This is a genomic window from Luedemannella flava, assembly GCF_039528515.1.
GTDB lineage: Bacteria > Actinomycetota > Actinomycetes > Mycobacteriales > Micromonosporaceae > Luedemannella > Luedemannella flava.
In genome coordinates this window covers 1-14064 of record NZ_BAAALT010000053.1, presented here as the reverse complement: position 1 = coordinate 14064, position 14064 = coordinate 1, and the positions used below count along the sequence as shown (strand labels likewise).

The window sequence follows — 14064 nt, the reverse complement described above, 5'->3', positions numbered from 1 at the left end:
AGTGGAGGTCAGGCTTGTCGGCATCCCTACCGGACGGGTCGCTGGCGGTCTGTGCCGATCTGTCGGACCGCGTCGGTGATGGTGGCCGGGTAGGCGCGCACCAGATCAGGTGAGGAATCGAACGCTCATCGTCGCGTCTCCCGTCGCCTAATGTCTACTAATGCTATTGGATGCAGAGGGTATGTGCCCTTCGCGTCGCAGGACAACGGGTTCGGCGTGACGCCGCAAAGAGCGCACGACAGAAGATGCCGCTACCGGCGCCGTGATGGGACCGTGACGAGCGTGGCGTATGCGCCGTGCCCTGTCCGACCCAGCAGCGGAGGTAGCAACGTATGGCACACATCGATCTCGGTGTCGACGAAACCGAGTTTCCCGGCATCATCGGCCCCATGCGGTACCGGCCGGAGACCGCCAAACCGCTCAACGAGCTGGCCGAGGTGCTGCTACGGGCGCCACACTCGATGCCGCCCGGCGAGCGGGAGCTGATCGCGGCGTACGTGTCGGGCCTCAACGAGTGCACGTTCTGCTGCGGGTCGCACTCGGCGTTCGCCGCGGCTCAACTGGACCAGGGCATGACCCTCGTCGACCAGGTGCACGCCGACCTCGACGGCGCGCCGGTCTCGCCGAAGCTACGCAGCCTGCTGCGGATCGCGGGCGCCGTGCAGTCCGGTGGCCGCAACGTCACCACCGCGATGGTCCAGGACGCCCGCGCCGAGGGCGCGACCGACGTCGAGATCCACGACACGGTGCTCATCGCGGCCGCGTTCTGCATGTTCAACCGGTACGTCGACGGTCTCGGCACCCTCGCCCCGCGGGACCCGGATGCGTACACCCAGGTCGCCAAGCAGATCGTCGAATTCGGCTACGGGCAGGTGCCGAGCAGGGCGGCCGGCTGAGACCAACCATTGCCGCGTGGGCGGCGCGCAGACCGCGCCGCCCACCGTCGTGGGCATGCCCGAACGCACGCGAGTGGCCGCTGACGGTCCTAGTGAATGTCGGCACCACTCGTCTCCGACGCGGCGGCCGCCCGCGGCGCCGTCGGCATCGCGGTCGCATCCACCGGGAGGTCACGCCACCAGGCCACAGTCCGGGCGATGACCCATTCCGCCAGCCTGAAGTAGAGCGCACCGACCACCAGGCACGCGACGATCGTCACCACGGGGTTGCCCAGGCGGTGGTCCTGCATCACGGGGAGGACCTGCCAGTGAACCAGGTAGGTGGCGAGGGTGCTCGCCGCGATCACGCCCGCCACGCGGTTGAGGAACCGGGTGCTCGGCAGCCACGGCACCCAGACCAGAGTCAGCACGAGGAGCGTCGCCCGCACATCCATCGGGTGGTTATCCAGGGCTCCCCACATTCCCACCGCCACGACCACGGAGATGACGAGGCGCTCGCGGACGTTGCGGGCTCCGGCGACAGCCCAGCCGATGGCGACCAGCCAGAAGACCTCTGCCTGTCGTGGGAACGTGACGCCGGGAAGAAGCTGGTAGCGGGCGACGAGCCCAACGGCCACCAGGGTCATGGGCAGGCCGAACGGATGGGCCAGCGAATGGCGGTGCACCCACGGGATCGCGATCAGGCCCAGGAGGAACAGTTGGATGTAGAGCAGGGCGACGATGAACCAGTACTGCCACTCCGCGCGTTCAGGTGAGAAGGGCTCGGGTGGGATGATGTCGTGGCTGCTGAGCAACCCCCCGAGCGAGTACTGCGGGTAGCACGCCGAGATCACGACGAACACCGGAATGGTGATGGCCGTTATCCGGGCAATGGTCGAGCCCAGTCGGCGGACCCGCGCCATGCGATCAGTGGTGGCGAGGCTGAACCGCGCCAGATTGAAGCCGACGACGGCCAAGAGGGCATGGGCGCTGCCGGACAGATCGAAAACGCCGATGTGGTCCCCGACGATCAGGATGATGGCGAGCGCTCGGAGGGCGACGCTGGTCTCGATCCGGCGGATCCGTGAGCGCCAGCCTGAGAGGCGTGGCGGGGCGGCTGACGCCCGCAGGTCGCGGATCGGGGTGGTGTGCCAGTTGGGCGGGATGGTGCCGAGCGCCTGTTCCAGGCGCAGGGTCATCTCGATGTAGGAGAGGGAGTCGCCGCCCAGGCTGACGAAGGTGTCGTTATCCGTCGCGTCGGGCCGGTCGAGGATCCTGGTGTACAGGGCACGCAGGTCGGCCGGGTCCACCGGCGGCGCCGGCTCAGCGGCGGCGAACGCGCGCCGCAGGCTCGGGTAGTCGATCTTACCTGAGTCGAGACGGGGCAGCTCCGGGACAGTGCGGACAACTACCGTGTGGCCGGGCAGGCCGGTCGCGTGCGCGGCCAGCCGCCGGACCTCATCCGGATCGGCGCCCACCACCGCGATCTGCAGACTCTGGTCGTCGCCGACACAGCCCGCCAGGTAACCCCCGTCGGCCAGCATCTCCTCGACCCGCTGCAGGTCGATCCGCAGGCCGAACAGCTTGAGAAACCGGCCACGACGCCCGACGATCTCGACCAGGCCGGCATCGGTCAGCCTCGCCACATCCCCGGTGCGCAACTCGTCGACGGTTCGACCGAGGGCCAGGTCAGCCGGCCTCTCGGCATAACCGAGCATGACGTTGGGCCCGGAGTAGACCAGTTCTCCGGCACCGTCGGTCCCGGGCCAGTCGGGCAACGGGTCGATGCGGAACGACCCGCCGGGGATGGCGATCCCCACGCTGCCCGGATGCAGTTCAGCGAGCTCCGGGGGCAGGTAGGCCATCCGGGCGGTCGCCTCCGTCTGCCCGTACATGACGTACAGCCGCCAGCCCTTGCGACGCCCCAGCGCCGCGACCGCCCGCACCCGCTCCGGCGCCATCCGGCCGCCGGCCTGGGTCACATACCGCAGGTCGGGCAGGTCGAGCGCCTCGAAGCCGACCTGATCCAACAGCTCGAACGTGTGCGGCACACCGGCGAAGCTGGTGACCCGATGCTCCCGGGCGGCGTCCCAGAAGCCAGGAGCCGTTATCGAGGCATCGGTCAGCAACAGCGACGCCCCCCGCGCCAGGTAGGAATGGATCACTGAAAGCCCGTAGCAGTAGTGCATCGGCAGCGTTGTCACCGCGCGGTCGGTGTCAGTGATCTCCAGGTACTGCGCGACAGACTCGGCGTTCGCCTCGATGTTGCGCCACGACAGGCGCACCAACTTCTCCGCACCGGTCGAGCCCGACGTGCTCAACAGCAGCGCCAACTCCGGGTGGAGCAGATGCGGCCCGTCCGCCCGCCGGATCTCGATCTCATCCCCGTTGACGACGATGTCGGCTTCGTCCAGCCAGACCGTCGGCTTGTCCGGCGGCGCGATCAGAACCGCATGACCCGCCCGCAACGCCCCGATGTAGGCCGCGATAGTCGGCGCTGTGTTGGACCCTCGCAACACGAGGAACCGCCGCTGGCCCGCCAGCTGGTCACTCAGCTCCCCCGCCCACCGGTCCAGATCGCGGTAGGACAGCTCACCCGTGGCGGTCAGAAGTGCCGGACGGGCGCCAAACCGAGCTAGATCCCACACGAACGACACGGCTCTCCTCAAAAGGAATGGTCCGAGCAGAGCCGCAGTCCGCACGGTTACCGATCATGCCGAAGGCAGATGGCGGCACAGTGTCGCATGGCAGGTGGCCGCCAGTCTGCTGGCCATTGCCGCAAGTCACGGCTCCGGACGGGATGAAATCGGCATGAACGGCCAGTTCGAGCCGAACGGACCTTGACCGGGCCCGGGACGTTGCTGAAGATCGTTCGGCACATCTCCCATCGCCCTCGGTGGCGACGGGGTTGGACGCGCGGATCTGGAGTCGGTGTGGCGATGGGGAGTTTGTTCGGCGGGCTCAGCACCAAGACCGTGATCGTGGCGACGGCGTCCACCCTGGTGGCCGCAGGCGCGGCGGTCGCGGTCGGGGTGTTCGTGTCCGGTCCGAAGGTCACGGTGGTGGCGCGCAGCGCCGCGGTGGAGGTGCCGGCGGGCGGCGAGCAGTCGGCCATGGCCGCGTGCCTGGGGCACGAAACCGCCATCAACGGCGGGTTCGCCGTGGGCGGGGACGCGGTGGCGACCCGCAGCTTGTTCGTCGGCACCGGCGCATGGCTGGCCTCCGCGTACAACCCAGGCACCGCGCCGGTGACACTGACGGCGTACGCGGTGTGTGTGAACGCGAAGGTCGAGGTCGAGGGCGGGCTGGCCTGGACGAAAGCGTACGCGTACCGGGACCGGCGCGACAAGGTCGGCGCCGTCGCCACGGACCTGGTCACCAAGGCGCCGTTCAACAAGGCCGACCCCGGTGGGCTGGGTGTCGCATCCTGTGCCGGGCGCGCGATCGGGGTGGAGTTCCGGGCCGACCGGGCGCTGTCCGGCCGGCCCGTGCGGCCGGTGCCGGTGCAGGGCGCCTGGATCGACCCGACGCGCGGCTGGGTGCGCATGAACCCGGGCACCAACGTGTTTCACGAGCTGGTCACACTCAGCGACCTGTGGGAGCGGCGCACGCTCGTGCTGGAGGCGAAGCAGCAGCCCACCTACAACTACGCGGTGTCGCTGCGACCCGTCTGCGTGAACCTTCCGGACGTGACGATCGTGCAGGCCACGGTCGACGTCGCGGCCGGCTCGAGCGCCAGCGTGGCCGTACGCTGCCCCAAGGGCCGCCACGCGGTGGGCGGCGGCTTCGACGTCCCGGAGCCGAAGGGCGGGCAGGCGCGCTTCAACGAGGACGGCTACCTGTACGCGTCGGCGAACGCCCCGTCGCCCGGCGACCCGTCGGGCAAGAAGGTCACCGGCTGGCGGGCCACCGGCGTGAACCAGGAGCGGGCCGGGGCGCACTACAACAATTCGGTCTGGCACCACCTGGAGGAGGACGAGGACGGCCGGTCAATGACCAGCCTGGGGTTCATGGGTGACCCCTCATCATCGGCGCTCGCCGCGCCCGCCCGGGTCTACCCCGTGCCCGACCACGAGGTGCTCGAGGTACGCGCCGCCTGCGCCATCATCGACCTGGAGCCGACCGAGCCGGTCGACACGACGCCCGTGCTGGTCCGCCCCGACCTCGGTCCGGTGCTCGACGTTCCGGTGACGGCGCCGCCCGCGACGGTGCCGACGTCCACGCCGGCTATGCCGTCGACCTCTCCCAAGGCGTCGCCGACCGCGTCGCCGTCCGCGTCGCCGAGGCAGCGGCCGAAGCCGTCCGCGTCACCGACGCCCCCGAACGTGACCATCAACCAGCCGTCCAACGGCGACCAGGTGTGCTACGGACCCAACGAGTTCTCGGGCACCGCCCGGTCCCGCCCCGGGAACACGGCCATCACCAATCCGCAGTACCTGACGTGGGAGATCGTGACACCCGGTGGTGGGCGGTTCCCGCTGGGCAGCGGCACGGGCGGCACGTTCGAGATCTCCCCCAACCAGGTCCCGCCTGACAACAACACGGTGGTGTTCACGGCCACCGATCCCGCCTCGGGTCTCAAGACGTCCGTCGAGGTCGAGGTCATGGTCGTGGGCTGCTAACGCGGAGCACTCTTCGGGCGCCGTACAAATCACGGCCGTGAGCAGCAGAAATGCTGCTCACGGCCATGGGTGCCCGGTCGGGAAGCGTGCCCGATTACGGGGTGCTGCAACTCACGGTCGGCGCCGGCGTGCTGGGACCACTGGCGACGAATCCGAACGAGGTGGTGCCGCTGCCCGCGAGCGTGCCGTTGTGCGGCGCGTTGCGGACGGCGATGGTCCCGGAGGTCGCACCGGGGACGCCGTTCCAGAGGTTGTTCGTCGACTGTCCGCTCCGCAGTCCCAGCGACGCGGTCCAGCTGTAGATGGTGGTGGCACTGTTGTTGCGGATGGTCACCTCGGCCTGGAAGCCGCCCTGCCATGCGCTGACCAGGCGGTACGTTGCGGTGCACGCGCCAGGTTGACCCGACGCGGACGTGGTGGGCACCTGCCGGGTCGTGACCAGCGGGGAGCTGGTGACCGGCGGACTGGTTACCGGGGCGGAGGTACTCGGCACGGGCGGCGTGACGGGGCCAGGGTAGAACCTGGCCAGGACCGCGTCGTACGCCGGCTTCTTCGCGCCGTACCGGTCGAAGAGCAGTGGCGTAGCGCCGCCGCGGAACGAGTCGGAGTCGCGGATCTGCGAGACGCTGATGCCGGTGCAGTGGGACACCGCCAGGCATACGGCGACGGCCGTGCTGTAGCTGTTCGCCTGCGCGGCGCCGGTGCCTTCGACGTCGAGCTCGGTGAGCTGGACGTCCACGCCGAGGGCGGCGAAGCTCTGCATCGTGGTCTGGAAGCTGCTCGGTACGGGCCAGGTCGCGGTGAAGTGTGCCTGGAACCCCACGCAGTCGATCGGCACGCCGCGGGTCTTGAAGTCGCGGACCATCGCGTACACGGCCTGGGTCTTGGGGTTGTCCCAGCTCTCGATGTTGTAGTCGGCGTAGCAGAGCTTCGCGGCCGGGTCGGCGGCCCGGGCGGTGCGGAACGCTGTCTCGATCCAGCTGGTGTTGCTGCCCAGGCGCGCGCTGAAGACGCTGGTACGCACGCTGCCGTTGTCAGCGAAGGCCTCGTTCACCACCTCCCAGGCGTTGATCCTGCCCTTGTAGCGGCCCATGACGATGTTGATGTGGTTCTGCATCGCGGTGGCCAGCTCGGTCGGCGAGGCGATGGCGTTGACCCACGCCGGCAGCTGCGAGTGCCACACGAGCACACGCCCGCGCATCGGCACGCCGAGGGCCGCTGCCCTGGCGGCGATGGCGTCGGCCTTGACGAAGTAGTACTGGTTACGGCTCGGCTCCGTGAACTCCCACTTCAACTCGTTGTCCGGTGTCACCATGGTGAACTCGGTCGCCAGTAGTGAACTGTATGTCGAGTCGTTGAGATTGGTCGCGCCGACGGCGGTGCCGAAGAAGCGACCGCTCATGGCCGCGCCGGCACCGAGGCTGGCCGCCGCATTCGCGGAGGTGTTGATCGTCACGGCGAGGGTTACACCGAGCAGGCCGACCGCGCCCAGGACCAGGAGTGTTCGAAGACGACTCGACGGGTTGCCGGGTGAGCCAAGGTGACGGGGCATGACTGTTTCTCCCTGCGAATGGCGGCGGGACGGAGTAACTTGCCGCTGGCGCATTCTCCGGATAGAAAATCAAAACAGTCAATATATTCCGAAAGTGTTCCCACTACTTTCGAACAAGAATCCGCGCAGCCGACTTCTTGATACCGAGAAATGGACCTGCGGGACCTATTTTGATCATTCTTATCCGCAGTCCGCTCCTGGGCCCGTACAGCTGGGAGGCCGTGGCCCAACTGCTGCTCGCCGACCGCCACGTCGTCGCCGTCCCCGACCTCCGGCCCACTCTGTCCGGTCCCCCGCCCTGGACACCTGGTTCCCGGCCGAGACCCTGACGCACGAGATCCCCCACCCCGAGGTCCGCGAACCGTTCCGCGCGGAACTGCGGCCCACACCCCTTGACCTGTACGAGGAGGAGGCACCGTTGTCCGCTCCTACCTGCGACCGGCTCGGCCACACCTACGTCCGGCTCACCCGCTTACGACGACGTAGCCACAACGGCGGAGCGGGCGGGATGGCACGTCCTGCGGCGTGACGCCGCCCATCTCGCTCCGCTGACGGTCCCTGCCGAGGTAGCCGCCGTGATCGGGGATACGGTCACGGGTCCACGCCCGTAATTGGCGCCCACGGCGGCCATCCAGCCGTGTGCCCGGCCTCTCACCCGACGCCCGGCTGACAGGTGGTGCTGTAGCGGGCGACCGTCATGACCACCCGGGAGTTCTTCGGCACGATCGAACCCGCGGGCGGATCCTGCGCCACCACGTAGCACTTGACGGGGTCGTCCACGTAGGTGAACTCCGGCTGGAGCGTGGCCCCCCGGATGACGTAGTCGGCCGCGTACTCGTACTGCGCGATCACGTTCGGAACCGAGACCTGGCCGGGACCGGGAGTGGGTGTGGTGGCCGGCGCACGGGTGGTGACCTTCGTGGTCGTCCGCACCGAGACCACGGGCGCCCGGGTGGTCGTCCGCGCGGGCGCGGTTCTAGGCGCCGCCGCGGTCGTGGTCGGAGGCGTGCTCGTGGTCACGCCGGCACTCGGGCTACGGCTCGGCGTCGGCTGGGACGACGACGTGGCCCCTGGCGGTGCCGCCACCACCCGGTCCGGCCTCATGGCCACCAGCGTGGCCCAGCCCACGAGCGCGGCGATGAGCAGGCCGGCCCCGGCCACGAGGACCACCCGGCGGCGCCCGGTCCGGCTGATCTGCGCCCGTGGAGACACGCCCACGGGCGCGGCCGGAATGATCGGGACCATCGGCGGCGCCGCGATGTCGGGCGACGTCGAACCCATCGGAACCGTCGGTCCGGTGGCTGGTGCGATCATGCGGCCGGACGTCGCCGTCGGCGGCACGGCCAGGCGCCCCGACGAGCCCATCGGCGCCGGTCCCGGCTCGGCTGGCGCGGAGCCCGGGCGACGCTCCCGCGTCCACGGCACGACCGCTCCCGCCGCGGCGGCCACCGCAGCGTCGGCCATGGCGGCGGCGGTCGACCAGCGCTGCCAAGGCTCTTTCTCGAGCGCGCGCATGACGACAGTGCGCACCGACTCCGGCACCGACGGTGGGAGCGGCGGCGGCTCGTTGCGCACCTGCATCGCCGCGAGGGCGGCGGGCGTGTCCCCGACAAACGGCGGACGCAGCGTGAGGCATTCGTAGGCGACAACCCCGAGCGCATAGATGTCCGCCGCCGGACCGCTCGGTGCGCCGGCGAACTGTTCTGGGGCGAGATAGGACGGTGTTCCGACTATGAAGCCGGACTGGGTCAGCCGGGTGGCCGCGATGCTGCGGGCGATGCCGAAGTCGGTGAGAATCAGCCGGCCGTCCGGCCGGATCAGAAGGTTGCCCGGCTTCACGTCGCGGTGCACGAAACCGTTGACATGGGCGTGATGCAGCGCCCGGCCGGCCTGGGTCACCAGGTTCATGACCTCGTGCGCCGGAAGCGGACCGGTCCGGCGGAGCACGGCGCGCAGCGACTCGCCCGGCACGAACTGCATCACCAGGTAGGCCATACCGAACGCTTGGCCGTAGTCGTAGACCTCGACGATGTTCGGATCGCTCAGCGCCGCCATCGCCCGGGCCTCGGCGTAGAACCGCTCGGCGAACTCGGTATCGCCGGACAAGTTCGAAAGCAACACTTTGACTGCGACCACCCGCCCGAGCACGGTGTCGTCGGCGCGCCAGACCTCGCCCATGCCCCCGCGGCCGACCGGCTCGCGTAGTACGTACCGTTCGTCCAGCGTTACGCCGCGCTGTAGCATGTAAACCCCTGAATATCCGGCCGAGCCAGGAAGTATATGGTGGCCCCGCCAGCCGTCGCGGCCGCGGCACTCCATTGTGTACGGATCTCACGTACGGAGGGCAACGGCAGCCGCCCGAGGAGTTCGCCGTACTCGACTGCCAGGCCGCCGCCCTCGCCGCCCGCTTCGCACCTATCCGCCATTGGGCACCAGAGGCGTCAACCCGATTCGCGCCGGCGGCTCGACAGCCAGTCCAGTTGCTATTTTGCCACCGCGACCAGGAAGTTCTCTGCATCGTCCAGATCGAAAGCCAGGGAAGCGGCACGCAACGCGGGAGAAAATCGCCGCGGGCAAGCCGGCCGGCATCTTCGCCGGCAGTCTCATGGCCACCCGCGACTACGCCAAGGCGGGGTTCCGCTCACCTGACGCTACTCGTCGTCTGCCCACAGTCAGATCCGACGCGTTGTGCGCGACTCGGCAACAACGACTTTGATAACCGATATTCGGTACTGATTGCGTCATCCGAAAACGCAGGTTCTGCACCCGCCCGGCCGACGAAAGGGCGCTCGCGCACTACGCTGATTCATCTTGACGAATCGTCACCTCATCGGCGAGAGTCGATAGCGTTGTTAACGCTAACAGGCACGGAACCGCACATGCACCGTCCCTGATTTCGCCGCCTGGAAAGAATGGTCATGCACGAAGTAACCCGGAGAAAACTGCTCAAGGCTGGTGCGGTCGGGGCCGGCGCGGCCCTGCTGCCGGTCGGATGGACGGCGGTCGCCGGTGCCGCGGCACCGCCGCAGGTGCTCGCCGCGAACGACCTCGCGCTGTGGTACGACGAGCCGGCCGGCACGGAGTGGTTGCGGGCGCTCCCCATCGGCAACGGGCGCCTCGGCGCGATGGTGTTCGGCAACGTCGACACGGAGCGGCTGCAGCTCAACGAGGACACCATCTGGGCCGGCGGCCCGTACGACTCCGCCAACACCCGCGGCGCGTCCAACCTGGCGGAGATCCGGCGACGGGTCTTCGCCGACCAGTGGACCGCCGCGCAGGATCTGATCAACCAGACGATGATGGGCACGCCGGGCGGGCAGCTGGCCTACCAGACCGTCGGCAACCTGCGGCTCGCCTTCGGCTCCGCCAGCGGCGCGTCCGAGTACGTACGGATGCTCGACCTGACCACCGCCACCGCCACCACCACGTACGTGCTGAACGGCGTACGGTACCGACGCGAGGTGTTCGCCAGCGCCCCCGACCAGGTCATCGTAATCCGGCTGACCGCCGACCGGGCCAACGCGATCACCTTCAGCGCGACGTTCGACAGCCCGCAGCGCACCACGGTGTCAAGCCCGGACGCCGCGACGATCGGCCTGGACGGCATCTCCGGCAGCATGGAGGGCGTCAACGGGTCGGTGCGGTTCCTCGCGCTGGCCAATGCCGTCGCCACCGGCGGCACCGTCAGCAGTTCGGGCGGCACCCTGCGCGTGTCCGGCGCCACCGCCGTGACCGTTCTCGTCTCGATCGGCTCAAGCTACGTCAACTACCGCACCGTCAACGGGGACTACCAGGGCGTCGCGCGCACCAGACTGAACGCCGCCCGGGCCGTCTCCTTCGACGGGCTGCGCAGCCGCCACGTCGCCGACTACCAGGCGCTGTTCAACCGGGTGACGATCAACCTGGGTCGCACGGCGGCGGCCGACCAGACGACCGACGTGCGCATCGCGCAGCACGCGAGCACGAACGACCCGCAGTTCTCCGCGCTGCTCTTCCAGTTCGGGCGCTATCTGCTCATCTCCTCCTCGCGGCCGGGCACGCAGCCGGCGAACCTGCAGGGCATCTGGAATGACTCCGTGGCACCGCAGTGGGACTCGAAGTACACGATCAACGCCAATCTGCCGATGAACTACTGGCCCAGCGACACCACGAACCTGTCGGAGTGTTTCCTGCCGGTGTTCGAGATGATCAAAGACCTCACGGTCACGGGCGCGAGGGTGGCCCAGGCGCAGTACGGCGCGGGCGGCTGGGTCGCGCACCACAACACCGACGGGTGGCGTGGCGCGTCCGTGGTCGACGGCGCGCTGTGGGGCATGTGGCAGACCGGCGGCGCCTGGCTGTCCACGCTGATCTGGGATCATTACCAGTTCACCGGCGACGTCGAGTTCCTCCGGTCGTACTACCCGGCGATGAAGGGCGCGGCCCAGTTCTTCCTCGACACCCTGGTCACCCACCCGACTCTCGGTTACCTGGTGACCAACCCGTCGAACTCCCCTGAACTGCCCCACCACTCGAACGCGAGCGTGTGCGCCGGTCCGACCATGGACAACCAGATCCTGCGGGACCTCTTCGAAGGCGTCGCCCGGGCGAGCGAGGTGCTCGGGGTGGACACCACATTCCGGACGCAGGTGCGCGCCGCCAAGGACCGGCTGCCCCCGATGAAGGTCGGTTCGCGCGGCAACATCCAGGAGTGGCTCGCCGACTGGGTCGAGACCGAACGCACCCACCGCCACGTGTCGCACCTGTACGGGCTGCACCCCAGCAACCAGGTCACCCGCCGGGGAACGCCGCAACTGTACGAGGCCGCCAAGCGGACCCTCGAACTGCGCGGCGACGACGGCACGGGGTGGTCGCTGGCCTGGAAGATCAATTTCTGGGCACGCCTTGAGGACGGCGCACGGGCCCGCAAGCTGCTCGGCGACCTCGTCCGCACCGACCGGTTGGCGCCGAACATGTTCGACCTGCACCCGCCGTTCCAGATCGACGGCAACTTCGGCGCCACGTCCGGCATCGCGGAGATGCTCCTGCAGAGCCACAACGGCGAGCTTCACCTGCTGCCCGCGCTGCCGACCGCGTGGCCCACCGGGCAGGTGGCCGGCCTGCGGGGCAGGGGCGGTTACACCGTGAGCATGGCGTGGACCAACGGCCAGGCGGACGAGTTTGTCATCCGGGCCGACCGCGACGGCACCGCGCGGCTGCGCGCGCGGCTGTTCACCGGCAGCTTCACCCTGGTTGACGGCGACGGCAGTACGCCCGCCACGACCCGGCCGGAGACCGACGTCGTCCAGTTCGCCGCGCGGGCGGGCCACACGTACCGCGTGGCGCGGCCCGGGGTGACACCGTCGCCCACACTGACCGCGACGGCCACGGCCTCGGCGAGCGCGTCCCCGTCGGTGATCCCCACCAGTGCGAGCCCGTCGCCGTCGCCGATCCCGACGAGTTCCGCTCCGACGTCCACCGGGGCGCGAGCGGTGTACACCGTGACGAATTCGTGGGCCGGCGGGTTCCAGGGCGAGGTCACGGTGACGGCCGGCACGTCCCCCATCCGGGGCTGGCGGGTGACCTGGACCTTCCCCAACGGGCAGGTCATCACCCAGATGTGGAGCGGCTCATACACCCAGAGCGGGGCCGCGGTGACGGTCACCAACGCGTCCTACAACGGCGCGCTGCCGGCCGGCGGCTCCACCACGTTCGGCTTTCTCGCCACGGTCAACGGCACGAACGGCGCGCCCACCAACATCACGTGTACGACGACCTGACCGCGTCGTAGGGCGTCGGCGGGCGGGGAGCCGACCGCTGCTGGGCACGCAGTACCAGCAGCTCATAGTCGGCTCGCCGCCCGTCGCCGGCATTCGCCGCAGTGGGCGACGTCCCCGACCGGCCGCACCTCACGGCCGTGGCCGCGCAGACCGGATCAGCGCGAATCCCAGGACCACATACGCCCCGCCGAGCAGGAACGCGAGCCAGTCCTCGAGCGGCAGCTCGGGGTCGAGCAACTTCCAGGCGGCGACCAGCAGCGTCCAGCCGCCGATCGCGGCGAGCGCCCACCACCCCCGCCGGCCGGACGTGGCCGCGAGCCGGCGGCCGACAAGGAGGAGCCACGCCCCCAGCAGGACCTCGGACAGCAGGCGCAGGTCCTTGCCGAAGTCGGCCGTGACGTTGTGCAGAGGTAGGACGTCCACGCCGCCGGCGTAGGCGTCCGCGACAACCGGCGCCGCGGCGAGGAACATGGCCACGCCGACGATCGCCAACGCCACCGACACCGTGCCGAGCAGGCCGGTCGCCCGGTCGTTCAACTGCTCGCCGAGGCGCCACGGGACGACCAGCAGGAGCGCCTGCGACACGAAGTACATCAGCCACAGGCCCTGGTAGAGACGTTGATGCCCGGCCAGCCACGGCAGCAGCGCGGTTGGGTCGTCGAACATGTCGATATTCCAACCGGCAGCGCCGAGGACCGCGAACAGGTAGACATCGGCCGCGAAGAACGTCACGCCCGCGCCGATGGCGAGCCAACCCGTGATGCGCATGCCGCAAACACTATCGAGACGAATCGATCACCAGGTCGCCCGGAAGCATGCCCGCCATGCCGCGACCCAACGGCAGGTGCGTGGACGCGCCGGCCGCCGCCATGCCCGATGAGGCCGGCGCTCCGCCGACGCGGCAAGTGGATTGTGCAGCCACTTCATTGACATATGGCAATTGAACGAACCGCGTGCGCTGGATATGTTATCAATCACGGCCGGGCAGGCGGCACTGTCGCGTACCGGCCGTCATGAATACACCCGTAACGATTCGACCGGACGTTGACGGGCGTTCGCGCGGCCGTGCAGCCGCACTGGCAAGAACCGGGGCTGGTTTCGGTCACCATGGTTGTCGCGACGGCATTGACCCCGACAGCCTCAACAGACCTGCTTGCGATCTCTGCTTGTGTTCGAGCGGACACGTCGCGGTGGCGCAGCAATGCCCGCTCAACGCTGCGGCGGACGTGGTCACTGCCACGCCCGCCGTCCGCGGT

7 protein-coding genes are annotated in these 14064 nt (G+C 69.3%); 3 read left to right on the top strand and 4 right to left on the bottom strand.

All coding sequences use genetic code 11. The features are described from left to right. Nucleotides 1-332 precede the first annotated feature (332 nt). On the top strand, nt 333-896 hold the full coding sequence (locus ABD211_RS10125; protein ID WP_344128665.1) for a carboxymuconolactone decarboxylase family protein: 564 nt from the start codon (nt 333-335) through the stop codon (nt 894-896). Nucleotides 897-985: 89 nt separating this feature from the next. On the opposite strand, the gene ABD211_RS10120 is transcribed toward ABD211_RS10125, so the two are convergent. Next, a complete protein-coding gene (locus ABD211_RS10120) occupies nt 986-3532 on the bottom strand; it encodes an AMP-binding protein (protein WP_344128663.1) in 2547 nt (848 codons plus the stop codon). Between the two features lie 282 nt (nt 3533-3814). Between ABD211_RS10120 and ABD211_RS10115 the strand changes: the two genes are divergently transcribed. After that, nucleotides 3815-5497 carry a hypothetical protein gene (locus ABD211_RS10115; protein WP_344128661.1) on the top strand — a complete coding sequence of 561 codons (1683 nt, stop codon included), beginning with the start codon at nt 3815-3817 and terminating at the stop codon, nt 5495-5497. A gap of 94 nt (nt 5498-5591) precedes the next feature. Here ABD211_RS10115 and ABD211_RS10110 read toward each other — a convergent pair whose 3' ends face one another. Together ABD211_RS10110 and ABD211_RS10105 are read right to left on the bottom strand one after the other, a co-directional pair. Then, the gene (locus ABD211_RS10110; RefSeq protein ID WP_344128659.1) at nt 5592-7049 is read right to left on the bottom strand and encodes an endo-1,4-beta-xylanase; all 1458 of its coding nucleotides are present in this window, start codon (nt 7047-7049) and stop codon (nt 5592-5594) included. Between the two features lie 651 nt (nt 7050-7700). Then, entirely contained in the window at nt 7701-9368 is a 1668-nt protein-coding gene (locus tag ABD211_RS10105) for a serine/threonine-protein kinase (protein ID WP_344128658.1), read from the bottom strand. A 599-nt stretch (nt 9369-9967) separates the two neighbouring features. Between ABD211_RS10105 and ABD211_RS10100 the strand changes: the two genes are divergently transcribed. After that, nucleotides 9968-12808 (top strand): glycosyl hydrolase family 95 catalytic domain-containing protein, encoded by a 2841-nt coding sequence (locus tag ABD211_RS10100; RefSeq protein ID WP_344128656.1) that lies wholly within the window; start codon nt 9968-9970, stop codon nt 12806-12808. Between the two features lie 129 nt (nt 12809-12937). Here ABD211_RS10100 and ABD211_RS10095 read toward each other — a convergent pair whose 3' ends face one another. Next, entirely contained in the window at nt 12938-13576 is a 639-nt protein-coding gene (locus tag ABD211_RS10095) for a hypothetical protein (RefSeq protein WP_344128654.1), read from the bottom strand. Nucleotides 13577-14064 lie beyond the last annotated feature (488 nt).